At 40.4% G+C, this 26,276-nt stretch carries 21 protein-coding genes; 9 read left to right on the top strand and 12 right to left on the bottom strand.

Annotated features, from left to right (window positions below):
- From JP36_RS02695 to ampD, 5 genes are all read right to left on the bottom strand, one after another.
- On the bottom strand, nt 1-180 hold a 180-nt coding region (locus JP36_RS02695; protein ID WP_039171689.1), incomplete at its 3' end, for a ribulose-phosphate 3-epimerase.
- Between the two features lie 201 nt (nt 181-381).
- Entirely contained in the window at nt 382-1,362 is a 981-nt protein-coding gene (gene dusA / locus JP36_RS02690) for a tRNA dihydrouridine(20/20a) synthase DusA (RefSeq protein ID WP_039171686.1), read from the bottom strand.
- Entirely contained in the window at nt 1,343-2,737 is a 1,395-nt protein-coding gene (locus JP36_RS02685; RefSeq protein WP_039171682.1) for a chloride channel protein, read from the bottom strand. Before JP36_RS02685 ends, dusA begins: the two co-directional genes overlap by 20 nt.
- 108 nt (nt 2,738-2,845) lie before the next feature.
- Nucleotides 2,846-3,181 carry a hypothetical protein gene (locus JP36_RS02680; protein ID WP_013746603.1) on the bottom strand — a complete coding sequence of 112 codons (336 nt, stop codon included), beginning with the start codon at nt 3,179-3,181 and terminating at the stop codon, nt 2,846-2,848.
- A gap of 86 nt (nt 3,182-3,267) precedes the next feature.
- The gene (gene ampD, locus JP36_RS02675) at nt 3,268-3,822 is read right to left on the bottom strand and encodes a 1,6-anhydro-N-acetylmuramyl-L-alanine amidase AmpD (protein WP_039171679.1); all 555 of its coding nucleotides are present in this window, start codon (nt 3,820-3,822) and stop codon (nt 3,268-3,270) included.
- Nucleotides 3,823-3,926: 104 nt separating this feature from the next.
- On the opposite strand from ampD, the gene ppdD reads away from it, so the two are divergent.
- From ppdD to JP36_RS02640, 7 genes are all read left to right on the top strand, one after another.
- A complete protein-coding gene (gene ppdD / locus JP36_RS02670; RefSeq protein WP_039148357.1) occupies nt 3,927-4,388 on the top strand; it encodes a prepilin peptidase-dependent pilin in 462 nt (153 codons plus the stop codon).
- Between the two features lie 16 nt (nt 4,389-4,404).
- Nucleotides 4,405-5,814, top strand: coding sequence for a GspE/PulE family protein (locus JP36_RS02665; RefSeq protein WP_039171676.1), 1,410 nt, complete (start codon nt 4,405-4,407; stop codon nt 5,812-5,814).
- 15 nt (nt 5,815-5,829) lie between these two features.
- Nucleotides 5,830-7,038 carry a type II secretion system F family protein gene (locus JP36_RS02660; protein ID WP_039171673.1) on the top strand — a complete coding sequence of 403 codons (1,209 nt, stop codon included), beginning with the start codon at nt 5,830-5,832 and terminating at the stop codon, nt 7,036-7,038.
- A complete protein-coding gene (locus JP36_RS02655; RefSeq protein ID WP_234702137.1) occupies nt 7,035-7,667 on the top strand; it encodes a prepilin peptidase in 633 nt (210 codons plus the stop codon). Before JP36_RS02660 ends, JP36_RS02655 begins: the two co-directional genes overlap by 4 nt.
- A 14-nt stretch (nt 7,668-7,681) precedes the next feature.
- Nucleotides 7,682-8,314, top strand: a complete 633-nt coding sequence (gene coaE, locus JP36_RS02650) for a dephospho-CoA kinase (RefSeq protein ID WP_039171671.1) — start codon at nt 7,682-7,684, stop codon at nt 8,312-8,314.
- On the top strand, nt 8,304-8,522 hold the full coding sequence (gene yacG / locus JP36_RS02645) for a DNA gyrase inhibitor YacG (RefSeq protein ID WP_018345915.1): 219 nt from the start codon (nt 8,304-8,306) through the stop codon (nt 8,520-8,522). The genes coaE and yacG overlap by 11 nt, the downstream gene beginning before the upstream one ends.
- An 86-nt stretch (nt 8,523-8,608) precedes the next feature.
- The gene (locus JP36_RS02640; protein WP_039171669.1) at nt 8,609-8,881 is read left to right on the top strand and encodes a GNAT family N-acetyltransferase; all 273 of its coding nucleotides are present in this window, start codon (nt 8,609-8,611) and stop codon (nt 8,879-8,881) included.
- 65 nt (nt 8,882-8,946) lie between these two features.
- Here the strand turns inward: JP36_RS02640 and fdhE are convergent, their stop codons facing one another.
- The 4 genes from fdhE to fdnG are packed head-to-tail and all read right to left on the bottom strand — an operon-like array spanning nt 8,947 to nt 14,503.
- On the bottom strand, nt 8,947-9,870 hold the full coding sequence (fdhE, locus tag JP36_RS02635; protein WP_039171666.1) for a formate dehydrogenase accessory protein FdhE: 924 nt from the start codon (nt 9,868-9,870) through the stop codon (nt 8,947-8,949).
- Nucleotide 9,871: 1 nt separating this feature from the next.
- Nucleotides 9,872-10,531 (bottom strand): formate dehydrogenase subunit gamma, encoded by a 660-nt coding sequence (locus JP36_RS02630; protein ID WP_039171663.1) that lies wholly within the window; start codon nt 10,529-10,531, stop codon nt 9,872-9,874.
- Nucleotides 10,532-10,533: 2 nt separating this feature from the next.
- The gene (gene fdxH, locus JP36_RS02625; protein ID WP_039171660.1) at nt 10,534-11,445 is read right to left on the bottom strand and encodes a formate dehydrogenase subunit beta; all 912 of its coding nucleotides are present in this window, start codon (nt 11,443-11,445) and stop codon (nt 10,534-10,536) included.
- A 1-nt stretch (nt 11,446) separates the two neighbouring features.
- On the bottom strand, nt 11,447-14,503 hold the full coding sequence (gene fdnG / locus JP36_RS02620; RefSeq protein WP_156106917.1) for a formate dehydrogenase-N subunit alpha: 3,057 nt from the start codon (nt 14,501-14,503) through the stop codon (nt 11,447-11,449).
- A 214-nt stretch (nt 14,504-14,717) separates the two neighbouring features.
- Here fdnG and fdhD point away from each other — a divergent pair, with 214 nt between their 5' ends.
- A complete protein-coding gene (fdhD, locus tag JP36_RS02610) occupies nt 14,718-15,521 on the top strand; it encodes a formate dehydrogenase accessory sulfurtransferase FdhD (protein WP_039171696.1) in 804 nt (267 codons plus the stop codon).
- Between the two features lie 72 nt (nt 15,522-15,593).
- On the opposite strand, the gene JP36_RS02605 is transcribed toward fdhD, so the two are convergent.
- Both JP36_RS02605 and dapA read right to left on the bottom strand, forming a co-directional pair.
- A complete protein-coding gene (locus tag JP36_RS02605) occupies nt 15,594-16,412 on the bottom strand; it encodes a pyridoxal phosphatase (protein ID WP_039171652.1) in 819 nt (272 codons plus the stop codon).
- A gap of 57 nt (nt 16,413-16,469) precedes the next feature.
- Complete coding sequence (gene dapA, locus JP36_RS02600) at nt 16,470-17,363, bottom strand: 4-hydroxy-tetrahydrodipicolinate synthase (protein ID WP_039171650.1); 894 nt, start codon at nt 17,361-17,363, stop codon at nt 16,470-16,472.
- Nucleotides 17,364-17,567: 204 nt separating this feature from the next.
- On the opposite strand from dapA, the gene bcp reads away from it, so the two are divergent.
- A complete protein-coding gene (gene bcp, locus JP36_RS02595) occupies nt 17,568-18,032 on the top strand; it encodes a thioredoxin-dependent thiol peroxidase (RefSeq protein ID WP_039171647.1) in 465 nt (154 codons plus the stop codon).
- A gap of 262 nt (nt 18,033-18,294) precedes the next feature.
- Here the strand turns inward: bcp and JP36_RS02590 are convergent, their stop codons facing one another.
- Nucleotides 18,295-26,229 (bottom strand): YadA-like family protein, encoded by a 7,935-nt coding sequence (locus JP36_RS02590; RefSeq protein WP_039171644.1) that lies wholly within the window; start codon nt 26,227-26,229, stop codon nt 18,295-18,297.
- Between the last annotated feature and the right edge of the window lie 47 nt (nt 26,230-26,276).

Genomic DNA, 26,276 nt, shown 5'->3' with positions numbered 1-26,276 from the left:
AAAGCGGTCACGATTGATCCATTTTGGATTGTTCGGATTATGAGATAAAAAATCACGCCATAAAACTTCAGCGATATCCGCCATTCCCATAGGTGCGCCTGGGTGTCCTGATTTTGCTTTTTGCACCGCATCCATACTTAAAAAACGAATTGCGTTTGCTAATTCTCGGCGAGTTGCCATATTTTTCTCCTTATTTGCTAGCTAATTTCGAGTAGATAAGATCATTTCTATCAGAAAAACGCATTTACTTTACCACTATTTTGTTGTTAAGTTGATTGCGTTATCACTTATTTTTGATCTGAATGATTCAAATTTAAGAACTTGTCCATTCTACGTTATTTTTAGTAAGAAAAGACAAATCGATGCAATCACTTATTACTGCTATTGCACGAAAGATAATGCCTTTTCAACCACATCGATACCGGCATCGACTTTATGTGCATTTTCGCTTAAATAGCGTCGCCATTGTCTTGCACCGCGCTGATTTTGGAATGCACCTAACATATGGCGTGTTATTGCACCTAGTGGTACACCTTGTTGTAATTCTTTTTCAATATAAGGAAACATCTTTTCGACAGCCTCTAATGGTGTAACAATTGGTGCATCAGGATCGAAGAATATTTGATCAATATATCCTAATAATTGTGGATTTTGATAAGCTTCACGTCCAACCATAACTCCATCAACATATTGTAGATGGTTCTGTATCTCTCCAATTGTTTTTATGCCGCCGTTGATCGCAATTTTCAGTTGTGGAAAATCCCGTTTTAATTGATAAACACGCGTGTAATCAAGCGGTGGAATTTCTCGATTTTCTTTCGGGCTTAATCCGGAAAGCCACGCTTTTCTGGCGTGAATAATAAAATCCTGACAACCGACTGCAGCGACTTTTTCAACAAAATCACAAAGAAATTCATAACTGTCGAGATCATCAATGCCGATTCGGGTTTTAACCGTGACCGGAATATTGATGCGTTGCTGCATTGCGTCAATACATTGTGCCACCAAGTCTGCTTTTGCCATTAGACAGGCACCGAAGAAACCGTTTTGTACGCGGTCTGATGGGCAACCGACATTCAAGTTAACTTCACTGTAACCACGCTGCTCGGCAAGTGCGGCACAATCCGCCAGTTGTTGCGGATCACTGCCGCCTAATTGTAGTGCTAACGGCAATTCTTGCGGATGATAAAGCAGATGATCATATTTAGCATAAATGATCGCCGGTGCGGTGACCATTTCGGTGTACAGCAAGGTATGACGACTGAATTGTCGATGAAAAAAACGGCAGTGACGTGTGGTCCAATCCAGCATTGGGGCGACAGAAAATCGCCCACGATAAAAATCAATTTGTGTTGTTGTCATTGGTTTTATGTTGTTGATTAAATTGTTCTTGAATACGTTGACGGAAGCGTCCCGCCGCAAAATGATAAAACGGTTTAGGGCAAATTTGGCGTGACACGATGGAAGCCATTAAGCTGGTACTGAGCAGCCAGACTAATTCGGGCTGACTTCCTGTCATTTCCATTACAATCACACTGGCGGTCACCGGTGATTGTGTTGCCGCTGCTAAAAAAGCCGCCATTGATAATAACACTAAAAAACGTTGATCAACGATACCGCCGCTCAAATGCCAAATGTTGCTGCCGATTGCAGCACCGGTGGTTAATGCCGGTGTAAAAATCCCGCCGGCAATTCCGGACCAGTAAGTAAAGACAGTAGCAAACAGTTTAGCAATGCCGACAGAATCATCTAAAGCCTGATCGTTTAACGCTTGAGTAACCACCGCATAGCCGGTGCCGTATGTTTGATGATTGGTGAATGTACCAAGTGCCGCTAATAATAGACCGAGCATAAAGGCGACAATGATAGGGTGGCGGCGCACAAAGCCACGCATAAATGCAGGTAAATAAGCGGCAAGCCCTTTGCCTAATAGACGTGCGAATAAACCACCGAAGAAACCGCAGATAACGGCAGTAATCAGTAACCACAGCACAATATTTTGCACGCTGTCGGCACCGCGATATTGCGGAAAGTAAGGGTTATTCCCTTGAATCAGTACCAGCATAAAACCGGCGGCAAGAACCCCCAATAATACACGGCGTTCCCAACGTAACGGTGTGCCTCTTCCGATCTCTTCAATGGCAAAAATAACCCCTGCCAAGGGAGCATTAAATGCGGCTGCCAAACCGCCGGCAGCACCGGTAGCAATTAATTCGTTATAACTCAAGCCTTTAAATGCCAAATTATATTTGCGACAGAATTTCCCCCAAGATAACATTACTGCTGCGCCCACCTGTACCGAAGGCCCTTCACGCCCGACGGATGCGCCGCAACACATTGCCAAAAAGGTAAGCGGAATTTTCCAGACGGTTTGAGCAAAATGTACCAATGTTTCTTTAGGTTTGCCGTGCGGTAACGCAATGGAAGCGATAACTTGAGGGATACCGCTACCGGCAACATAAGGCGTAAATTTTTGGGTGAACCACGCAAGTGCTGCAATGCCGAAAGGAAGTAAAATCCAAGCAACGATTGGATTGAGATTGACTAAAAAAGTATTAATTTCCAACCCCAATTCAACCAGTTTTGCAAAACTCCAAGAAACAAGTGCCACTAAGAGTGCACCAAACAGTAAACAGATAAATTCAATACTTTTGCGGGAAAGACGAGAAGTTTGATGCGTTTTGTGTTTTAAATAATGGTGTAAATGAGAAAAATATTGTTCTAACTGAGAAAGCATAAAAATAGGATTGAGCAAAATTGACTAAATGGCGGTCATTATAAACAAGAATATTCGAGAATCGAAATGCTTTTGCGGTTTTTTCGCTTCTCGAATATCAACTGTGATTTAAATACAACCGCCACAGCTGCCGCAACGCCAATCATCTTTATTTACGGCTTGATAAAAAAAGCGCATATTTTGTTCTTCAATCGGAATATCTTCCTGAATAAAAACATCGGTTAACCATTCAATATTTTCTAAAATCCAGTCATTTTCATCCAATCCTTCGAGATAAAGCTCATCTTCCGGATCGATAAAATTGTAAATTCCGCGTGTGCCCATATCGTGTTCGCGTTTCTCTTCCGGCAAAGTGATGGGTTTGCCTTGATAAGTAATTTCCCAATGCCCTAAACAAAGGGTATTACCTTTCGATGACCAGTGTGCATCAAATGGGTTTTCCATATTCGTACCTCTCTGATAAATCGTTGGCGGCAGTATAAGCCCGGATAACGAAGGCTTTAATTACTTAAATGAGGTAAATCAAGTGATTATTTGATATAGCTCAATTTTTGTCGGTAATAATGCCAGTTGAAATATTGACCGGGATCGATCTTACGACCGGGCGAAATATCGCAATGGCCAACAATCCGATCGGGCGTAATTAACGGGTAAGTTTGCATAATGGCAGCGGAGACTTCAGCCAAAGTGCAATATTGTTGTTCAGTAAAGGGTTGATTATTGCTACCCTCCAACTCAATCCCAATAGCAAAATCATTACATTTTTCACGCCCTTGAAACGAAGACAAGCCGGCATGCCACGCACGTTGATTAAAATTAACATACTGTTTAATTTCACCGTTTCGTCTGATCAAACAGTGTGCGGAAACCCGTTGCTGATAAATTTCAGCAAAATAGGGGTGAAGCGAAGGGTCTAATTTCCCTTGAAAGAAATCATCAATAAAATCGCCGTTAAATTGTTCCGGCGGTAGGCTGATATAGTGAATCACCAGCAATGAAATATCATTAACATCGGGGCGCTGATCAAAATGCGGTGAAGGAATTAGTACCGCATTTTGTAGCGTACCATCTATTATTTTGTACATAAAAATTCTCTTTTTTCGATCAGTATCACAATATTTTAACGAGTTTCTGGGCTAATGAAGCTGTTTTTGTCATTTTTTAGCAAATTTTTTTGCGAGGAGCTGATATGAAAAAACGTGAACAACTAAAGGCGAATTATGCCGGATTTACTTTAATTGAATTGATGATCGTCATTGCGATTATTGCCGTGTTGGCAACTATTGCCATTCCCTCTTATCAAAATTACACCAAAAAGGCGGCAATATCAGAATTGATTCAAGCCTCTTCACCCTATAAGGCGGAAGTTGAGCTCTGTATTTATAACACTAAGAGTAAAGCAAGCTGTAACGCCGGTCAAAACGGCATTCAGGCGAAGCCGTCTAATATGGATAAATTTAAATATCTTAAAGAGGTTAATGTGGCTGCCGGTGTTATTTCTGTTTCCGGTAAATCCAGTCTGGAGAACATCAGTTATACGATGACACCAAGTGATGGCAATAACGGTGAATTAATTGATTGGAGTGTAACTTGTAGCGGTGATAATGGACTGTTTCCGGCAGGGTTTTGTAGCAATACTTCTGCAAATTAATTAGGGAGCAGCGAAAATGGGCTATTGTGTAAAGGCATTGGATTCGGAGCAGCTGTTTGAAATTTCAGAATTGCAATGGCAGAAGAATCAACAGCAATATGAACTGTTATTGCGTTATTTAGCGGTACCGTTGCAGGAACAAGCGCAACAGTTATGGTTAGCGGTTGAGTCTTTCGATAATTTAGCAGCCTGCGAAACCTTCGCTTTTCTTTCCGGCAAACAGATTGAGCCGGTTGCGATCGGACAAACTGCACTGAAACAGTTATTACAGCAGTTGCAACCCGGAACGGCGACAAATCAAGTGCAAGAATCACAACTGCATAGTTATCAGCAAAATGATATTGTCGCAAAATCGGATGAAATTGCGGAAGTTGATGCACAAGAGCCGATTATTCAACTATTCAATCAATTATTGGAATCAGGTTTGCAATATTCCGTTTCTGATATTCATCTTGAGCCGTTACGTCAGGAGTTCCAGATCCGTTTTAGAATTGACGGCGTATTACAACGGCATCAGGTGCTGACATTGTCAATAGGTCAACGCTTAAACTCACGCCTAAAATTGTTGGCAAAACTGGATATTAACGAATTACGCTTGCCGCAGGATGGTCGTTTTCGTTTTAAAACCGCATTCGGTGAAACATTAGATATTCGGTTATCTTCTCTACCGACACAATATGGTGAAAAAATCGTATTACGATTGCAACCTAACACACCGGTGTTTGATGATTTTACCGAACTGGGAATGACAAACGAGCAGGCTGTGCTGTTCCGGCAAGCGTTATCTCAACCGCAAGGATTAATCTTGGTTACCGGACCGACCGGAAGTGGTAAAAGTTTGACATTATATAGCGGTTTACATTTTTTAAATCAGGAAAGTCGCCACATTCTTACGGCGGAAGATCCGATAGAACTGCAATTAAACGGCATTATTCAGACCCAAGCAAATGCCGCAATCGGTTTAACTTTTGCGACATTATTGCGGAGTTTTTTACGCCAAGATCCGGATGTCATTATGGTTGGGGAAATTCGAGATCAGGAAACGGCAGAGATAGCATTACGCGCGGCACAGACGGGACATTTAGTGTTATCGACACTGCATACCAATACGGCAATCGGTGCAATTTCCCGATTGCAGCAGTTGGGAATTGCGCAACACGAATTGGAAAATTCATTATTGCTGGTGGCGGCACAACGTTTAGTCCGCAAACGTTGCACCTTATGCCAAGGTGATAAATCTCAGCAATGCGATTGTGTTGACGGTTATCGCGGACGAACCGGCGTTTATCAACTGTTACATTATCAGCAACAACAAATTCAAATGGATTATCCGACATTATTGGCGGCAGCACAGCTGAAATTACAGCAACGGATCACGACAACAGCAGAGGTTGAACGCGTCTTCGGCAAGACGGAGAACAGCTAAAAATGGAGAAAAACAATGCCGGAATATCGTTGGAAAGGAAAAGATCAATTTGGTAATAGCGTCAAAGGAGTATTGATTGCGGACGATCGGGAACAGGCACGTCAACGCCTTTTTGCACAAGGGATCTTTTTATCCTCATTAAATAAAAATTGGCAATTTTTCTCCACACTAACATTAGAGAAACAAGCTGAATTTTTATTGCAGTTCGCATTATTGTTGCAGGCAGAGATACCGTTGAAACCGGCGTTGCAGATGTTACAGGAAAGTTGTGATTCAACCTCTTTATACCAACTGATAGGGCGGTGCTTAACCGCATTGAACAGTGGTTTTTCATTATCAACGGCATTAAAAAATGAAAAGCAATTTTTATCGGAACAGGAGTGGCAATTGTTATACAGCGGTGAAATCAGCGCACAATTGGCAAAGGTAATGAAACAATTAGCGGATAATAAATTGCGACAACTAAAGTTACGGCAGCAGATGAAAAAAATAATGTTTTATCCGTTAATGATGTTGTCGGTATCAATGTTGTTAACGGTGTTATTGCTGCTCTTTATTGTGCCTAAATTTGCTGATTTATATGATCAACAACAGCACGCCTTACCGTTGATTACACAAGTTTTATTACAGAGCTCGCAATTTTTGCAAAATTATCTGTGGCAATTATTGGCGGTATTTGTCGTAGGCATTGTGGTGCTACGGCGGTGTTATCTGATGTTTCCTTCATTACGTCGGCAATTATTGAAATTGGCTTGTTTAGTGCCGTCAATTCAGCGGCTTTATTTGCAGTTACAACAAATTCAGTTTTATACCATTCTCTCTTCAATGTTAAATTCAGGCATAACCTTGCAACAGAGTTTAGCCACCTTTGTGCCTCAATCCGGTTATCAACGAAGCCGAGCAGCAACAGAATCCATTTTAGCGATCGAAGCACAGCAATGTTTACAGAGCTTGCAGGCAGGGCAACGATTTTCTTCAGGGTTGAGCAGTCGCTTTATTCCCTATCAGGCAAAACAGATGATTATTATCGGTGAAAATAGCGGCAATTTGGTGCAGATGTTGCACTATTTAGCGGAACAGAGCCAACAAAATTTATCTAATCAAGTGGAGGTGTTTTCTAAATTATTGGAGCCGATATTAATGTTAATAATCGGCTCGATTATTGGTGTGGTTATTGCCGGTATGTATCTGCCGATTTTTAATATGGGCAATGTGGTTTTATGATGGTTGCGGTTTTATTGTTGTTGAGTGTTGCTTTCTTCTGTTGGCATCAACAACAGCACGCTATTTTGTCTGAAAAATCTTCAGTTTGTTTTAACGTGGAGAGCAGCTTGCATCTTCTTTGCTACTTACTGATTGCACTAGCCTGTTATTTTTTAACGATGAAGAGTTGGGTAGCGTGGTTGTATTATGTGCTTTACGCCGTATGTTATCAGGTCGCAATATTGGATTATCAATATCAGCGAATTTCTGTGATCCACTGTTATTTATTGTTGGTTTGCGCATTATTGTTGGCAGCGTTTGAAATAAGTTCACTAGCACTTTTTGATGCGGTGATTAGCTTTTCTACCGCTTTTGTTTCCGGATTATTGCTTTATCTTTTGTTATATTTAAGCGGAAAAACAAACGCATTAGGGCTCGGTGATGTTTTATTATTCCCCTCGTTAGCGTTATTGATTTCAGTATATTTTCTTCCCTATCTGTTACTCATATCCAGTATAATAGCCATACTGCACTATTTACTTTTAAGCGGTGGTCGAGGGCGTTATATCCCCTTTGCACCAAGTTTGGTCATTGCAGCGTTAAGTCTATTTTTATTACAGGAGAGCGGCAAACTCTCTTTTTTAAATTAAGTGGAGTGTAATGAATGAGTTATGTGGTCGGGCTGACCGGCGGTATCGGCTGCGGCAAAAGCACGATTGCCGATCTGTTTACGGAACTCAATGTGCCGATAATTGATGCCGATATTGTGGCTCGTCAGGTGGTGGGAAAAGGTTCTCCACTGTTGACAAAAATTGCGGAACATTTTGGTTCGGAGATATTAACTGCCGAAGGGGCATTGGATCGTAGTGCGTTGCGGCAAAAAGTATTTAATGACGAAGCGCAGAAACAGTGGCTTAACCAGTTGTTACATCCGGCAATCAGAGAGGAAATGTTGCGACAATTACAGCAACAAACAGCACCTTATGTATTATGGGTTGTGCCGCTGTTGTTGGAAAATCATCTGCAGCATTATTGTGATCGTATTTTAGTGGTTGATGTCAGTGAAGAAACCCAGTTGCAACGGGCAAGCCGACGTGATCAAAATTCAGCAGCATTGATTAGAAAAATTATGCAATCACAAGTGTCACGTCAACAACGTTTAGCAGAGGCGGATGATGTTATCAGTAATGAACAGCAGTTAACGCCGGAAAATCTACAAACGTTAAAAAATGAAGTGCAGCAGTTGCATCAAAAGTATCTACGATTAGCACAAACAGAGGTGAAAGATGTCAGATAAAGTGAGTGAAAAAGAAGAGATATTTACTGTTCCTTGCCCGATTTGCCACAAAGAGGTGGAATGGTCGGAGAAAAGCCCTTATCGTCCGTTTTGTAGTAAGCGTTGCCAATTAATTGATTTAGGCGAATGGGCGGCGGAAGAGAAGAAAATCCCGACCGAAGAGAGCCCATTTACCACTGAAATTGATCAGGCTAAATATATGAGCTGATTTGTCGTTGATAACAATGAATTTTTATTGGGCATTTGTGCTGTTTTGTTCGATTTTAAACCAGCTAAAAACGAGGGAATAAAAAGGTGGAGTTGGAAATTCAACATCAGGATAGTGGGAAACAAGGGCGTTTTTTTATTGAGAAACAGCATCAGTGTGTCGCATTTTTGAGTTATGTTTATCTGAATGGAACGATGATTAATGCTGATCATACTTTCGTTGATGTGAGTTTACGTAATCAAGGTGTAGGCGATAAATTAATTCAAGCGTTGCGTCATTTTATTGCTGAGAAAAATTTAAAACTCAAGGCAAGTTGTGGTTATGTGGCAGCAAAATTAAGAAAGGAATTAGCAGAATAAATTTGAGAAAACAGAGGCTTTGCCGCGAAGATGAAATCCAATGGCAAAGCCTTTTTATTTAGCATTTAACCGACTGGAAAGAGCAATGGATTAATGCCGCTACGGGCATAGCCTTTTTCTTCCATTTCATTGTCGAGCAACAAGGTTGCCAAGTCATCTGCTGCCGGTTCAACATTAGGATCTTTATCTTGATATAACACCTTCAAATAGCTGTGGCAATCATCGCAGCTTTCCGCTTTGACCGCCGCATATTCGCTATCAAGTGACCAATAATCGATATGTGCAGTTTGTTCGCAATTTGTACATTTGCTGCGCACAATATTCCATTCGCTTTCACACAACGCACAATGTACATAACGTAAGCCTTGTGTTGTGACGAAATGAACCACACTGGTGATCGGCGCAGAACCGCATACCGGGCAGAAATGGCGATGTTCACCGAGTTCCGCATTAGCGTGATGTGGAATTTGTTGCACTAATTGTACCCAATAAAGATTTAAAGCTGCCCACACAAAAATTGCCTGATCACTGCTTACCGCTTCAAATTCACTGTTCAATAGATGATCAGCAATTTGTTCACGTTGTTGCATAGACATTTTTTCTAATGTTTCGATGGTATCGGCAATGACACCATCGGCAAAACTTTTACACTCTTCAAGTAGATGAGTGAGTAGCGTTTGCCAAACAGCATCACGTTTCCAGTTTTTGAAATGTAATGGCTGTGAGGCGAGAACTTCTGCGCTTAGAACCTCTTTATCTAAACGAGGATCTTTTGCGATAGGTTGTTCTTGTAATAATCTTAGCTGTACATCAACAATTTTTGCGGTGAATTGCAAATAATCTTTGAAAGGACTGTTTTCCGCTAATTGACGTAAGCGTTTCGCTCGACGTTGATATAAATTTTTAGGATTCGCGAAAAGAAGCGGGGGGCTGTTTAGCCCCTCCGCTGCCTGTTTGATTTCGCTTTCCGGTAGGATGCGAATACTCATATTATTGTTTTTCCTGTTGTTCTTCTCGTTCTAAAATCGGTTTGATTTCTTCACGGAACCAACGTGGGTGGTGTTTTTTTGCCCAACGTGCAGTAACAGTACCGACCAGCATTCCGGTAATTGATCCTTTCACCCAAATTGCCATATAGATATGAACCATAATGCCAAGAATTAAGGCGATAGCACTGCAAGCGTGTAATAAAATCGCAACACGGATAACAGGAATTGGGAATGATGGCGCGAAATAAGGTTGCCACATAATGACTCCGGTCACTAACAACAGCAATAATGCACCGATGAGTGTCCAGAAGAGCAATTTCTGTCCCATATTGTAGTGACCGACATCAGACACGTGGTGTTCGTTGCCTTTCAACACTTCCACCACATTTAACAGCCAACGCCAGTCGCCTTTTTCGATTAAATTGTCACGCCAATAGGTTTTAAACAACACCATAAAAGCCGCAATCATAATTAATCCGGTAAATGGATGCACAATCCTTGCCAGTTGTGGAGTACCAAGAATATCAGCAATCCAAGAGAAATCTTGGAAGAAGAATGAAAGTCCGGATAACCCTGTTGTGAAAAAACAGAAAACAACAAGCCAGTGACTTAAACGTTCTTTGGTATTATGGCGTAACACTTTTTTGTTTAAATCTACCATTGTTATTTTCCTCCTTGTTCGTTATTTTCGTGTGGATCAAGCGGTTTTTCTTCATCCATCTCTTCAGTGTTTGGACCTATTGCAATGTAGTGAGCCGCAGCACCTACCGCTAATGCACCCATTGCCACTCCGGCAAGTGGTTTAAGAATGCCTTTCCAGAGCGAAACCACTTCGCTGATATGTGGATCTTTCGGCAAGCCGGAATAGAGTTCAGGACGATCAGCGTGGTGTAACACATACATTACGTGAGTACCACCAACACCTTGAGGATCGTAAATACCAGCATTCTCATAGCCACGGCTTTTAAGATCTGCCACACGTTTTTCAGCATATTGCAACATTTCTTGTTTGCTACCGAAATGAATTGCACCGGTTGGACAGGTTTTAGCACAAGCCGGAGCTTGACCAACACTGACGCGATCGGAACAAAGCGTACATTTATAAGCACGATTATCTTCCGGATTGATACGAGGAATATTAAACGGACAACCGGCAATACAGTAACCACATCCGATACATTTATCAGATTGATAGTCAACAATACCGTTTGCATACTGAATGATAGCTCCCGGCGACGGGCAAGCTTTCAAACAGCCCGGTTCGGCACAATGCATACAACCGTCTTTACGGATTAACCATTCAAGACGATCATTTTCTTCAACTTCGTTGAATTTCATTACTGTCCAAGCTTTCGGCTCTAAATCAACCGGATTATCGTAGCTACCGATACAATCACCTGGTTCAGCACGAAGGTTATTCCATTCGGAACAAGCCACCTGACACGCTTTACAACCGATACAGGTTGTTACATCAATTAATTTTGCCACCTCTACCGTGTGATCACGTACTTGTGGTGCTGGTGTTAGCGCTGAAGTGGCTGAGGCGCGGATAATATCTTGAGTTTGAACTGCCATCTTATGCCTCCGCTACTTTTTCAATGTTGACTAAAAATGCTTTGAATTCTGGTGTTTGCGTGTTGGCATCACCGACACGAGGCGTCAAGTTATTGGCAAAAAAGCCTTTTTTACCGACACCAACAAAGCCCCAGTGAATTGGAATACCGACAGTATGAACCGGCTTACCGTCAACTTCTAGTGGACGAATGCGCTTGGTAACAACAGCGACTGCTTTGATATAACCACGAACAGAAGTGACTTTCACTTTATCGCCGTGTTTAATGCCTTTTTCTGCAGCAAGTTGTTCACTGATTTCCACAAATTGTTCTGGTTGAGCGATCACATTTAACAATGAGTTCTTCGTCCAGAAGTGGAAGTGTTCGGTTAAGCGATAGGTTGTTCCGACATAAGGGAATTTTTCGTGTGAACCGAAAGATTCCTTATCTGATGCCAAAATACGAGCCACAGGGTTTGACACCACGTTCGGATGCAGTGGATTTGTGCCGATTGGTGTTTCAATCGGTTCATAGTGTTCAGGGAATGGACCTTCTGCCATTTTATCAATAGCAAATAGGCGAGAAACCCCCTCAGGCTGCATAATGAACGGAGTCACATTACTTCCCGGAGGTGCGGCACCAAAGTCAGCAACATCGACATAGTTCCAGTTTTTACCGTTCCATTTCACTAATTGTCGTTTTGGATTCCAAGGTTTACCTTGTAAATCAGCAGAAGCACGATTATAGATGATGCGGCGGTTTAATGGCCACGCAAATGCCCAACCTAAAGTGTTACCTAAACCTGATGGGTCGGAGTTGTCACGACGCGCCATCATATTACCTTTTTCTGTCCATTGACCAGTATAAATCCAGTTACCAGCGGAGGTTGTTCCGTCATCACGTAAGAAACCGAAACTTGGTAATAATTCACCTTTTTTAACCAAAATATTGCCGTTCGGATCTTTAAGATCTTCAAGTGCATAACCGTTATTTTCTTTCGCTAATTCTTCGGCTGTTGGTTCGATTGGATTTAGATAATTCCACGACATTGCGTGAAGTTGTTCAATACCGCGACCACCTTCTTTATCATAAAGTTCTAACATTGCTTCACGGATTTCAGAAAGAATAACAATATCCGGCTTAGCTTCTTCAGGTGCGGCAGCACCTTTCCAGTGCCATTGTAACCAACGACCAGAGTTGGCAATAGAACCATCTTCTTCAGCAAAACAAGTTGTCGGTAAACGGAAAACTTCAGTTTGAATATCTTCAGTTTTAACGTTGTTATATTCACCGTAATTTTTCCAGAAGTCTGAAGTATCTGTTGCTAACGGATCCATAATAACTAAGAATTTTAGTTTGCTGAGTGCGGAGATCACTTTGTTTTTATCTGGATATGAAGCAATCGGATTAAAGCCTTGGCAGAGATAACCATTGACTTTGCCGGCATACATCATATCAATGAAACGGAAATGGTCATATTTTTGATCCATCTTCGGTAAGAAGTGATAACCAAATTGATTTTCTGCCGTCGCTTTGTCACCAAAGAAAGTTTTCAACATACTAATGAAAAATTTAGGTGTGTTACCCCAATAATTGACCTGACCTTTTTGTGAAAGTTTCGGTGTAATGCGATTGAGATAAGTTTCTAAAGAAATATCTTTATCGGTTGGTAAGCCCATATATCCTGGTAACATATGTGGAAATAGACCTAAGTCCGTAATTCCTTGTACGTTTGAGTGTCCGCGCAATGCATTAACACCACCGCCGGAAACACCTATATTACCGAGTAATAGCTGGATCATTGCCATAGTACGAATATTTTGTGAACCAACAGTGTGTTGAGTCCACCCCAATGCGTACATAAATGTAGCAGCTTTCGCTGGATCGGCTGTTTTAGCGATTTCGGTACAGAATGTTAAGAAATCTTTTTGTTTTGTTCCACAAATACGTTCAACCATTTCAGGCGTATAGCGAGAAACGTGTTTTTTCAATAGGTTAATGACACAATGCGGATCTTGCATAGTCATATCACGTTTAGCAAAACCCTCTTCGTCCAATTGATAAGACCAAGTAGATTTATCATATTGACGTTTTTCAGGATCATAACCGCTGAATAGCCCATCTTCAAAGTTGAAGCCTTCATTTACCAAGAAAGTTGCATTGGTATAGTGTTTAACATATTCGTGTTGGATCTTATCGTTGCTTAATAGATAGTTAATTACCCCTGAGAGGAATGCAATATCAGTACCTGAACGAATCGGCATATAAATATCGGCGACAGAAGCGGTACGGTGGAAACGTGGATCTACCACCATAATTTTCGCGCCATTGTTTTTCTTTGCTTCGATTGCCCAACGGAAACCGACAGGGTGTGCTTCAGCGGCATTACCACCCATCACGATAACGAGATCGGAGTTTTTAATATCAACCCAGTGATTGGTCATCGCACCGCGACCAAATGATGGAGCAAGACTTGCTACCGTTGGTCCGTGTCAGATACTCGCTTGGTTGTCTACAGAAAGGATACCCAACATTCTTGCCCATTTTTGAGTCAAAATGCCGGTTTCATTACTCGCAGCCGATGCTGCCAACATACCTGTGGTCAACCAACGGTTTACTGGAGTACCTTCCGCATTGTTTTCAATATAATTAGCATCGCGGTCATCTTTCATTAAACGAGCGATACGAGTAATTGCTTCGTGCCAAGAAATACGTTTCCATTCTTTAGAACCCGGAGCACGATATTCCGGATATTGCAAACGATTCGGACTGTTTACATAATCTAAGGCACCTGCGCCTTTTGGACAAAGCGCACCGCGGCTTACAGGATGATCTGGGTCGCCTTCGATATGGAACAATTTGCCTTTAACATTTTTTGCTTTATCGCCAATGGAATAAAGTAACATTCCACAGCCAACAGCACAGTAAGTACAGGTATTTCTCGTTTCTGTCGTGTGTAATAATTTATACTCACGAGGAGCAGCTAATGCCGCTTCCGGTGCGAATCCGAGCATAGCGGCACTTGTGCCAGCCATTCCACCTGCACAGATCTTAAAGAATTTTCTTCTTGTGACCTGCATAGATACTCCTTGTTGGATAGTAATAGAGTGGTTAATAAATTGCATTAATTTGTGATTAAAATGTAATCCTTACATTCGGGGTGTAGGTTACTCTTTCTTTGTAATATAATCAACGCTCAATTGATTATTTGAATTTAAAGATTACTGTCAGCAAGCATATGCCGATTGGTAGAAAGATACACCTACTTATTATAGGTATTTTGGGGAAAATATGATGCAGTTCATTAATAAGAAAAGTGTTTTTTATCAAAAAAAAGTGAATTATTGTGAGCAAATCTTGATTCCAAAAGAAAAAATAGAAATGTTAGCAGTCGAAATGCCAGTCGCTTTGGTTTATAACGATATTTCTCACAGTGTGATGATGTGTACTCCTCAAGATTTGGAAGATTTCGCTATCGGTTTTTCTTTAACCGAAGGAATTATTGATGATCCAAAACAGATTTACGGCATTGATGTGGAATCTAGTTGTGAAGGGATTGAAATTCAAATAGAGCTGTCCACTCGTAAATTTGTTGACTTAAAGCAATATCGACGAAATTTAGTTGGTAAAACCGGTTGTGGTGTTTGTGGTGTAGAACAATTACAACAGGTGAAACGTCATTATGCTCCTATTACTCCGACATTTACATTGGAGTTAAATCAGCTAGATAGCTGTTTAACACAACTGGAGCAACATCAACCTTTGGCACAAGTAACTGGTGCAACACACGCTGCTGCTTTTTTTGATCCACAAGGTGAATTGTTAGCAATTCGTGAAGATGTTGGGCGACACGTTGCCTTAGATAAATTGTTAGGTTGGTATGCAACTCATCAGCGCCCACAAGGGTTTATTTTTGTTAGTAGCCGAGCGAGTTATGAAATGGTACAAAAATGTTTAGCTTGTGGTGTCGAAGTGCTGGTAGCAATTTCTGCCCCGACCGCTTTAGCGGTAGAAATGGCGGAGCAACATAACCTCACTTTATTTGGTTTTGCCCGCCACGGACGTGTTACGCAATATAGCGGTTTTTCGCAAACTTAAAATGCAACCTCTTCCAAAAATCAGAGAAATTCATTAGCTATGATTCTGTGAATTGAAATCTTCCTCGCACTTTTAATTAAAAAGATATTGCTCAAGTGTGGTAGCAATGCCGTTTTCATCGTTGCTAAGGGTGACCAATTTTGCCTGTTGCTTCACTTCAGGTTCAGCATTGCCCATTGCGACACCTAAGCCAACGCTCGATAGCATACTAGTATCATTATGATTATCGCCAAATGCAATTACCTGTTGTGGATCGATTTGCCACGATTGTAATAATTCCAATAAACGTCCGCCTTTGCTGTTGCCAACATTAGCAATATCAACACGATCAACCCACGACCACTCACAACTGAATTGATCCGCCGGCAGTTGATTCACCACTTGCAACATCACTTCCCGATTAGGTGCGCTGATGACACACTTCCAAATAATATCACCACTGGTAATAAAGTGATAGAGATCAGAAACTTGGCAGACATTTGGACGAACCGACTCATCACAATTATCTGCCCACATTTTAAATTTAGTCATATGCGGATTAAATACCTGAAAGTTCATTGCATCTCGGGAATAGAGCAGAACGTGAGATCCGTATTGATTTGCAAGATCTAAAATGCGTTTTGCTTTTGTAGCGGTTAAAGGATTGGCAGCTAACACCTGATCATTTTGCATTTGATATAAATAAGTGCCGTTACAACAAATTACTGGCGTATCTAAGCCAAGTTGGTGATAGTACGGTTTTACAGCAGTATGATGTCGACCGGTTACTAATACTACTTTTTTGCCGAGTGTTTTTGCTTTTTGTATGGCTTGAACACTGCTGGGCAAAATTTCGCCGTTACTGTTTAATAGTGTTCCGTCTAAATCAAAAGCGACAACTTGATAAGACATAATTTTCCCCTAAAAATAAGAATGGGGTGCATAAACACCCCATTAAGTTGCTAAATATTATAATAAACCGGCAGTTTGCAATGCTTTAATCACTTTCGGCTGTGCTGCTTCACTTAATACAGTAAGTGGTAAACGCAGTGTCGGTTCATCAATTAAGCCTAGTCTGTAACAAGCCCATTTCACTGGAATTGGATTGGATTCAACAAACAGATCGTGGTGCAATGCCATTAAACGTTGATTAATTTTTTCAGCTTCATCAAATTTACCTGCTAATGCGAGTTGGCAAACTTTTGCCATATCTACCGCTGCCACATTAGTCGTAACTGAAATAACGCCTTCTGCGCCCTCTTTCATAGAGTCTAAGAAAGTCGCATCATCACCGCTTAATACAATGAAGTCTTCACCGGCAAGCTGTTTGATTTTTTTTACACGGCTAACATCACCGGTTGCCTCTTTAATACCGACAATATTATCGATTTTAGATAAACGACCAACTGTTTCAGGCAATAAATCGCTACCAGTACGTCCTGGAACGTTGTAAAGAATTTGAGGCAAGTCTGTACATTCAGCAATGGTTTTAAAATGAAGATACATCCCTTCCTGTGTCGGTTTGTTGTAGTAAGGCACTACAGTTAAACAACCAGCGATACCGCTGCCGTTTAATAATTTAGTCATTGTAACAGCTTCACTGGTGGCATTTGCGCCAGTCCCTGCAATTACTGGAATGCGACCATCGGCAAATTCGAGTGTTTTTAAAATCGTTTTAATGTTCTCTTCAATACTTAATGTTGCTGATTCACCACTGGTTCCTACAGAAACAATAGCATCAGTGCCAGCATCGATATGATAATTAACCAATTTTTTTAATTGTCCATAATTGACTTCGCCTGCACTATCCATTGGGGTAACAAGGGCAACAATACTGCCTGAAAATAAAGGTTGTGATGACATAAATTTCTCCTGAGCGTTTGTTCGCTGTAATAAAATATGTAGAAAAACAATGTTTTCTAGATTGCCAAAATTACCTTACATTGCAAGCAATTTTTTTATTTTTCACTATAATTTATTTGAGCTATAACAAACTCGCTACAGCTTACAACGGTTTAACTACATTGTTTAAGTGAAGTCTGATAAATAACTTAAAGGAGAAAATCAATGAAAACTTTAACCGCAGGTGCAAAAGCACCGGAATTTACCTTATTAGATCAACATTCTCAACCGGTATCATTAAACGAATTTCGAGGGCAAAAAGTGTTAGTCTATTTCTATCCGAAAGCCTTAACACCGGGATGTACAACTCAAGCGTGCGGTATTCGTGATACACAGGCACAGTGGTTGGCGCTGAATGTGAAAGTGTTGGGTATCAGTCCGGATTTGCCCGCAAAATTGGCACAATTTGAACAAAAGAAAGAGCTTAATTTCACTCTGTTATCCGATCCAGAACACAAAGTCGCAGAGGCTTTCGGTGTTTGGGGAGAGAAAAAATTTATGGGCAGAACATTTGATGGCATTCATCGCATCAGTTTTTTAATTAACGAACAGGGAGAGATTGAAAAAGTGTTCGATAAATTTAAAACCGGAGAGCATCATCAGGTTGTGATTGATTATTTAAAATCTTAATTATCATTATCTTTTTTATATAAAACCTTCTGATTTTCTCTAAAAGGAAAAGGTATTAAACGTTTTCTAGATTTTAGAGAAGAGGTTTAGAATTCAGTTATTGAAAATAATTTTCAAAAAGAGAAAGTTCAAAATAGAGAATTATAAATAACTTAAAGGTCTAGATTTTCATCTAGACCTTATTTGCAACTTGAATATTATTGAATATTAAATCTCAGCGAATCTCAAGTATCGCCCTCTTAAACTAAGAGGGCAGATTATCTTACCACTGATACCCAACGCCAATTCCACCAGTAAAGTCGTTTTGCGTATTATGGCTAGCACTGGCTTTAATGATTAATTTACCATTATCTGCAACACGAGATACCCCTAAGGCAATAGCAGATTGCCCTTTGTGATAACCTGTTGAAACAGCCACCATACTCTTACCTGGAAGATAGGCTTGAGGTAAATTCGCCATTGCAGCGGAAGAAGCCGCAACGCCACTGATGTTTTGAGAAAGATTATTCAGTTGTTGATTGATATTTGATGCAACACCTTTCAACTGACTTACATTCACCGCATCAGTATCGGCAGCTCCAGCAGCTACGTTAGTTAAACGGCGGTATTCTCCCTCTTTACCGAAAGATACCTCACCAATAACCTCACTGCCTTTACCTACAGCTTGCTCGTGTGCATACACAGTGGCAGCTTGTAACGCTTCTAAAGATTGTAAAGCGTGGGCACCACTACCCAATGCAACACTACTTGCATTCGTATCAACACGCGTGTTATTACCAATGGCAATACCTTGTATGTTCGTATCAAGCCCACTATTGACCACATTCACATAACTGTTGCTTCCCATTACTAAGGCTCCGTTTGATCCTTGTGTAACAGTTATATCATTCCCCATTGCCATAACACCTTGGGTTTTCTCACTTAATGCGGTGATTTTCTCATTAATTGCTTCGCGTTTTTCCATATAATCCGCAAGTGCGGTGTTATATTCCGCCATTTTTTCTAAATAAGCATTAACTCTGTTTTGATAATCTTGATCAGATTCCGTTGCACCTTTCGCTTCCAATTTTCTTGGACGAGTAGGGCGAGTTAATGCTTTCCGTTCTTCAACTAATTTTGTCAAATCATCTCCTGCGCCCAGCGTACTGTTATTACCAACTAAGTAACTGCTTTTTGCATTAATGATACTTGGGTCACCGAAAGCACCCGAGTTATTCCCGAAAACCTCATTCCCTGTTCCGACACTAATGCTATCACTACCGTGAACACTGCCTTCAGAACCAATAACAATACTGTTTTTCCCTTTAACTACAGAACCACTACCTATTGCCAAAGAATTTTCTCCTTCAGCACTTGATTGATAGCCGATAGCTGTCGAATACGCACCACTTGCACTGGAGTCTTCTGTATTGCTCGCTTGATTCGTCTGTTGTGTTTTGCCATCATTGGTATGGAAGAACTTAATCCCTTGCTCGTTCATATTGCTAATTGCAGTATATACCGAGTTGGTTAAATACTCTTTCTGTTCAGAAACATTATAGGTTTTAAGTACAGGTTTACCACCTTCTACAAAAACATCCTTACCATTCGGTTCACCTTCAAAGATGGTACCATCATCTAATCCTTTATTATTTTTATTAACCTTTTTATTCTCGATATTAATATCACTACTTCCCGTTACAGCTTTAGTAAGTTCTCTTAACTGTTCAATAGTCACAGCATCACTATCACCCACACCTTTCGCCAAGTTAGTGATTTTATTGCCTCCGTTATTTAAACCCTCACTAGTCAGTGAAACAACACTTTTTGCTGGAGGTGTAATAGTGATTCCCTCCCCATTTACAGTGGTTGTATTTCCCTTTGCGTCTTTAAATTCAGATGATGTTAGGTTTTTCAGATCTTTAGATAACTGCACTGTTAAGCTATTCTCTTTGGCATTACTTTCCACATTAATATTGCCTGTTGCACTTTTAAAGTCTTTTGCTTTAGCGGCATCAACGCCATCACCTACCACTTTCAGTTGCGTACCTAATGGACGATGAACATTTTCTTCATTGTTACCCACAAAGTCCAATCCAGCTTGAGCAAGTGCTTGTAAATCACCAACCGTTGCCACTTTGTTTAATGATGCACCAGATTGCGTCAGTAAGCCAGACTTACCATCCTCTCCTATAATGGCTTTTTTCGCTGCATCAGCAGCAATCGGTGTCGCTGTTTTATCCAACCCTAAGCCACTTTTCACATTGCCCATTTGAACTGGATTTTTGGTTGAGCCATCAGGATTTACCGTAGTGGCAATTAAATTTTCTGTTGGAACAGCTTCAACAGGTTGCCCTTGTTTATCTACAGGTTGCCCATTTTGGTCAAACACTGTGCCAGCAGGATAATATTTGCCATCATTCCCTTTCACTAAACGCTTGCCCTCAGAATCAGTATAAACTAGGTTTCCAGCAGCTCCATCACGCAATGCTTGGATTTTATCCAAAACAGATTTTCCATTTAAACCATCAGCACCGCTTGGGCCAGTAGTACTATCAATTGGTAAAGTATTCGGTGTGCTTACACCCAATTTATCCGCAAGATCTTTTAATGCTCCTTCTGTAGCTGCATTATTACGGTTATTGCCTGTACCATAATCACTGCTCAATGGGCCATTACCGTCTTTCCCTACTAGGGTGCGCTCAGCCAAGTTTGAAATAGTGCCATCTTTACCATTAACACTGATACCGTTTGAGCCATCTTTTTTAGTAAAACTCAAACTATCTTTACTCAGTGAAGACTTAGCCCCGTTAGGATTTGTCACATCACTAAAGGTCAGAGATTCTGGCTTAAGTTCCGCTTTATTTTCTCCATTCGTAAGCGTTGTGCCGCCTAAACCATAGCTCGCACTTTGTCCATTTTTATTATCAGAACCTGTAATTTTTATCCCTTCAGAATTAAAGGTAGCACTTTGCCCATCTTTCGTTTCTGTTGTAATAGAAGAAATATTTGAAATCTTTTTCGCCAATTTCACTATTAACGCATTGTTACCAGGAGCAGTAACCACACCAATATTATCATCGGTTAATTTCGCTGGATCAGTTACCCCGCCTTTCACATCCAGTTGTTCACCTAATTTGCGAGAAACCTTATCACCACTGTCGCCACCAAAAGATAAGCCTTTATTAGTCAATTCAGTTTCTAATTTAGTTTCTAACGCAGTGGTAACCTCAGCAAGATCTTCCACATTCACAACACTAGAGCCTTTATTTTTTGCTGCATCTTTAAGGTGATCTAACATTGTTTTATCTTTTGTTCCTGTTGCAGGTTTAATTGCACTTTTCACACCAGATAAGGTTTTATTATTTAATGCAAGATCATCATCCTTAAAGGTTAATTGTGCCTTTTGAGCTTCTGGATTTGTCGATGTTTTATCTGCTACCGAATCTTTGACGCCACCGCCGATACTCGTGATATTCGTCAGCACCTTGCTTAACTGAATCACTAGTTTGTTATTCGTTGGGTCGCCAAAAACATTGATATTTCCGACCGCACTTGTAAAATCAGTCGCTGAGTTATCGCCAACAATCTCTAATTTCGTACCAAGTGGACGGTGAACAACCGCATCAGTATTATTTCCATTAAAATCCAATCCTGCTTGAGCTAAGGCTTGTAAATCACCAACGGTTGCCACTTTATTGAGGCTATTAGCCCCTTTCATTGCCAATAATCCAGATTGCCCATCCGCACCTGCAATCGCTTCTTTCGCTTTTTTAGCTGTAATCGGTGTCGCTGTTTCATCCAACCCTAAACCACTTTTCACATTGCCCATTTGAATTGGCTTTTCTGTGCTACCATCTGGATTCACTGCTGTTGAAACAATGCTATCTTTAGCCACTTCTTTTGGTGTATCCGCATCAGTCAAAGCGGCAACTTGAGAACCCTCTTTGTCAATAGGCTTGCCATCTTTAAATGTTGTTCCCTCTGGATACCATTTATCATCAGGTCCTTGTACTTTATTACCCACTTCTTCAGCAACATAATATTTGCCATCAGAACCTTTAACCAAGCGGTTACCATTTGGATCGGTATAAACCACATTGCCCGCTAGACCATCACGCAAGGCATTGGTTTTTTCGGTTAAGGTTTTGCCGTCTAAGCCATCTTTTCCTGCTGGGCTTTCCGTTGGAGATACTTCTGGTGTATCCGATAAACCTAATTGATTTTTCAGTTCATCTAATTGGCCTTTATTAATCGCAGAATTCTCTGTTGTTCCCGCTGCAATGCCTTTCAATTCAACAGGCATTGTTGATGAACCATCATCGCCTGGTTTACTCAAGGTTAAAGAAGAACCATCTTTGCTTGGTGTTAAGCTAATTGGTGTTCCTTCATTTGCTGCTAGTTTCACGCCCTCAAAAGTTGGGGTTTTCAACATTTCAATGCGTAATGTGTCACCATCACTATGGGTAATCAAGTTATCTGCACTATAATGAGCTTTATTATCATCGTTATAAGTTACTTTAGACTTACCCTCTATATTTAATGTTGAACCTAAAGTTTTATGGATTGCATCTCCTCCATTACCCAAGAAATCAATACCTGCTTGAGCAAGAGCTTGTAAATCACCAACGGTTGCCACTTTATTGAGGCTATTAGCCCCTTTCATTGCCAATAATCCAGATTGCCCATCCGCACCTGCAATCGCTTCTTTCGCTTGTTTAGCTGCAATCGGTGTCGCTGTTTCATCCAACCCTAAGCCACTTTTCACATTGCCCATTTGAATTGGATTTTTGGTTGAGCCATCTGGGTTTACTGTTGTAGCCACAATGGTAGATTTATCCACTGGTTGAACATTAGTATCTTGTGGTAATCCATTCTCGCCCATTGGTGTTCCCGCTGGATAATATTCACCATCAGAACCTTTTACTAAACGCTCACCCTTTTGGTTTGTATAAACCACATTACCTGCTAAACCATCTCGTAAAGCATGAGTTTGTTCTGTTAGGCTTTTTCCATTTAGTCCATCAGATGAGGTTGGTGAAGTTTTTGCATCTACTGTAGTAGGTGGTGCTGTACCAATTTTGTCATTGATATCTTGTAAACCTTTCTTAACATTATCAGGTAAATTTTTTAATTTCCCTTTTAAACCGCTATCTAAATCAATGGTTAAGGTTTTTCCTTCTGCTTTTGTAGTAACATAACCTGAAGTCCCATTCACGGCAAGTGCTTGGTTTTTCAAATCAACACTTGGTGCATTTGGATCTTTAAGATTTTCTGGAACATTCGTATCCCCAGTAAACTTCAAGCTTGAGCTTAAACCAGAGATTTGCGTATCAGTATAAGTTTTCGCTTCAGTAACTGCTGCCTCTTTCGCTGTAGTAATATCACTTGTCCAATCTTTTGCTTGAAATTCAACTACACCATCATCTTTTGCTGTAATAGTTAAATTATTATTTAGCGATTTAAAATTCAGTCCATCTGATAAAGAGACTTGTTTTGCTGGAGTCGCTGTTGATGTGCTATTTGTTGAGGTATAACTCAGTTTTACATTAGCCGCTAATTTACTAGGATCAACCGCATTATTTACTACTGATGCAAGATTTCCAGCAGTAACAAATTTATTTTCTTCACCATTAGTTGGTGTAACAATTTTTCCTGAATTTGTTTCATTTGTTAATGTAGTAGTATTTACATTAAAAGTTACTGTAGCAGATTTACTTTCTGTTTTAGCTGTAACTGTAGCAGTAGTATTGTTTCCATTAACAAAATCTACTGCCTCAGTTGCTCCAACACCACCTTTTTCATTACCATTTTCTTTTAGTTTCCACCCTGCGTTCACTGCGGTAGTTAGTTGATTAACTGCTTCGCTGATTGAACTAGGTGCAGCGTTATTCCCGTTAATTGTTGTGGTTAGGCTAGTGTTACCAAGTGAATTTTCAAGATTTGTTAATGTATCTGTAATTGTTGAATCTAAGGAGATTGTTAGGCCATCAGATGTTGCATTTGTTTTAATTTGCCCTTTAGTGCCTAACACTTTAAGAGCTTGTTTTTTTAAATCAACTTTAGTATTAGTATCATTTGCTACATCGACTCCCACAGTAGGATTATTATCCCCTCTGAATGCCAAAGAAGAACTTAGGCTACTGGTAGCCTTGTTAATGGCTTTAGCAATATCGCCCGCAGACACCAATTTATTTTTATTTTCTTCTGTTACGGAAACAGCACCTGTGGTTTTATCATTGTCTAAGTCTGTGGTTTGTACATTAAATTTTACTGTTGCTGTATTATTATCAGCAGACATTACCACACTTGCTGTAGTTAGATCTCCATTAGCAAAGTTTACTTTTTTGCCTGCACCAATATCCCCTTTCTTTGTGCTGCCTTGTTGAATTTCCCAACCAGAATTTACTGCATTTGTAATCTGGCTAATAGCTTGAGTGATGGTAGTTGGTGCAGTATTGTTATTCCCATTGACGGCTGTTAATGATGTGTTGCCTAGTTTTCCATCAGTGTAAGATTTTGCATCCTTAATAGCTTCTGTTTTTGCTGTACTAATATCATTTGCTAGTGTTTTTGTGCCAGCAAGCTCTTTTATACCATCTTCATTTAAAGCGAGATTGAAGGTTTTCTTTTGACTTGTCTGATCTGTTTGTGAACTTACCGTTAAAGCTGTTGAACTGCTTTTTACATCCACTAACCCTGTAATAACACTTTTACCCGCATTGGTAAGATTACTCAACTCAGTATCTGCTTTACCTGATGAAAGCTGAGTTACCTTAGTTTCCATTTGATCTACTTTAGCTAAAGTATCTTTGGTTGTTTGATCAAGGGAAATTAGCACATCATTTCCAAAAACAGTGGTGGTGATTCCACCATTAGTAGCCCCCTTAATACCAAAACTAGAATTGGTTTGACGATTTTGTGCTTTCGTCAAACCATTATCGCTTTCTAGAGTTACTGTACTATTTGCAATTTTCTGGATTGCGTTATGTACAGTGCTTTCCCCTGTCCCTCCAATATTAGAAAAAGTTAGTTGGCCTAATTTATTGCCATTTGTTGTAACAACTGCCGCATTATCACCTAAATTGTCGACAAGCGTTTTGGCTAAATTACCTAATGCAAGATTAGTGCGATAAAGTTGTGAACCATTAACGGCATCCATTGAATCGGCACTTAATTTACCTGCGGCAACATGTTGTAACGTTCTGCCCTCTGCTGCTCCAATGCTAAATACGCTTGTTGGACTACCACCAGAAAAGCTACCAAAGGCTAATTCGACAATTGTCTCTGAAGTATAAGGAGTTGTGCCACGCGTTTTGTCGCCGGTTGCAACGGTGGATTGATGACCGATAACAACTGAACTGTTATTGCCAGATGCTAAAGTGATATTGTTACCAATTACCACTGCATTTTGTGATTGATTTGAAGAACTGTTACCTAACACAATGGCATTTTGTGATTGATTTGAAGAACTGTTACCTAACACAATGGCATTTCGTGCATTCGCTTTGGCTTCTTTACCAATTGCAATCGCCCCTTCTTCCCAAGCTTTAGCTTGATAACCTTGAGCAATGGTATAGTCTGTTCTTGCCACAGATTCTGTGCCTACAGCCAAAGCAGCCGTGCCGTTAGCCACGGTTTTTACCCCGATAGAAGCAGAACGATCCCCCAATGCAATAGTTTTTACCCCCAATGCTGCGTCTTCTTTATTAGAAGATGTGTTTTGGGCAGTAATTTTACTTTCCATTGTGGTTGAACCTTTATCTCCCGTTCTAAGCGTTGAGGTAATCAATTGATATTTTGATGAATTATCTTTAAGTGTGCTGTCACTATAAATTTGTTCAGGCTGAGTTATCGTGCTATGCCCATCCGAATTAATATCATTAAATTTCGTGAAATCTAGTTGGTAATTCCCTAAAGCATTGGAGAATGTTCCCATTGCCACAGAGGCTTCACCCATTCCTTTTGATTCGCTACCAATGGCAACGCTGTAGCTATCACGGGCAACAGAACCTGTTCCCACGGATAATGCATTTTTGCCACTGGCAATGCTCTTCATTCCTAGAGAAACAGATTGCAAACCAAAAGCAGAAGATTTAAAACCTAAAGCAACATTATCGCCGCCTTTATTAGAACTTAGTTTGTTAGAACTAGTGTCGAGATTGAATACTTTAGTCTCAGACTCTCTGCTATAAAGAGTGTCAAAAGAGTCAGTCAAGCCAAAACTGGAATTTAAAACTGAACTTCCTTTCGCATTGCTGAATG

Source organism: Gallibacterium genomosp. 1 (assembly GCF_000771875.1).
GTDB lineage: Bacteria > Pseudomonadota > Gammaproteobacteria > Enterobacterales > Pasteurellaceae > Gallibacterium.
This window is presented reverse-complemented; position numbering and strand designations above follow the sequence as displayed.

What these genes read in the sequence shown, in the direction of transcription:
- dusA (WP_039171686.1), bottom strand. Translation starts at nt 1,362, where the DNA reads ATGACAACAACACAAATTGATTTTTATCGTGGGCGATTTTCTGTCGCC.
- JP36_RS02685 (WP_039171682.1), bottom strand. Translation starts at nt 2,737, where the DNA reads ATGCTTTCTCAGTTAGAACAATATTTTTCTCATTTACACCATTATTTA.
- JP36_RS02680 (WP_013746603.1), bottom strand. Translation starts at nt 3,181, where the DNA reads ATGGAAAACCCATTTGATGCACACTGGTCATCGAAAGGTAATACCCTT.
- ampD (WP_039171679.1), bottom strand. Translation starts at nt 3,822, where the DNA reads ATGTACAAAATAATAGATGGTACGCTACAAAATGCGGTACTAATTCCT.
- ppdD (WP_039148357.1), top strand. Translation starts at nt 3,927, where the DNA reads ATGAAAAAACGTGAACAACTAAAGGCGAATTATGCCGGATTTACTTTA.
- JP36_RS02665 (WP_039171676.1), top strand. Translation starts at nt 4,405, where the DNA reads ATGGGCTATTGTGTAAAGGCATTGGATTCGGAGCAGCTGTTTGAAATT.
- JP36_RS02660 (WP_039171673.1), top strand. Translation starts at nt 5,830, where the DNA reads ATGCCGGAATATCGTTGGAAAGGAAAAGATCAATTTGGTAATAGCGTC.
- JP36_RS02655 (WP_234702137.1), top strand. Translation starts at nt 7,035, where the DNA reads ATGATGGTTGCGGTTTTATTGTTGTTGAGTGTTGCTTTCTTCTGTTGG.
- coaE (WP_039171671.1), top strand. Translation starts at nt 7,682, where the DNA reads ATGAGTTATGTGGTCGGGCTGACCGGCGGTATCGGCTGCGGCAAAAGC.
- yacG (WP_018345915.1), top strand. Translation starts at nt 8,304, where the DNA reads ATGTCAGATAAAGTGAGTGAAAAAGAAGAGATATTTACTGTTCCTTGC.
- fdhE (WP_039171666.1), bottom strand. Translation starts at nt 9,870, where the DNA reads ATGAGTATTCGCATCCTACCGGAAAGCGAAATCAAACAGGCAGCGGAG.
- JP36_RS02630 (WP_039171663.1), bottom strand. Translation starts at nt 10,531, where the DNA reads ATGGTAGATTTAAACAAAAAAGTGTTACGCCATAATACCAAAGAACGT.
- fdxH (WP_039171660.1), bottom strand. Translation starts at nt 11,445, where the DNA reads ATGGCAGTTCAAACTCAAGATATTATCCGCGCCTCAGCCACTTCAGCG.
- fdhD (WP_039171696.1), top strand. Translation starts at nt 14,718, where the DNA reads ATGCAGTTCATTAATAAGAAAAGTGTTTTTTATCAAAAAAAAGTGAAT.
- JP36_RS02605 (WP_039171652.1), bottom strand. Translation starts at nt 16,412, where the DNA reads ATGTCTTATCAAGTTGTCGCTTTTGATTTAGACGGAACACTATTAAAC.
- dapA (WP_039171650.1), bottom strand. Translation starts at nt 17,363, where the DNA reads ATGTCATCACAACCTTTATTTTCAGGCAGTATTGTTGCCCTTGTTACC.
- bcp (WP_039171647.1), top strand. Translation starts at nt 17,568, where the DNA reads ATGAAAACTTTAACCGCAGGTGCAAAAGCACCGGAATTTACCTTATTA.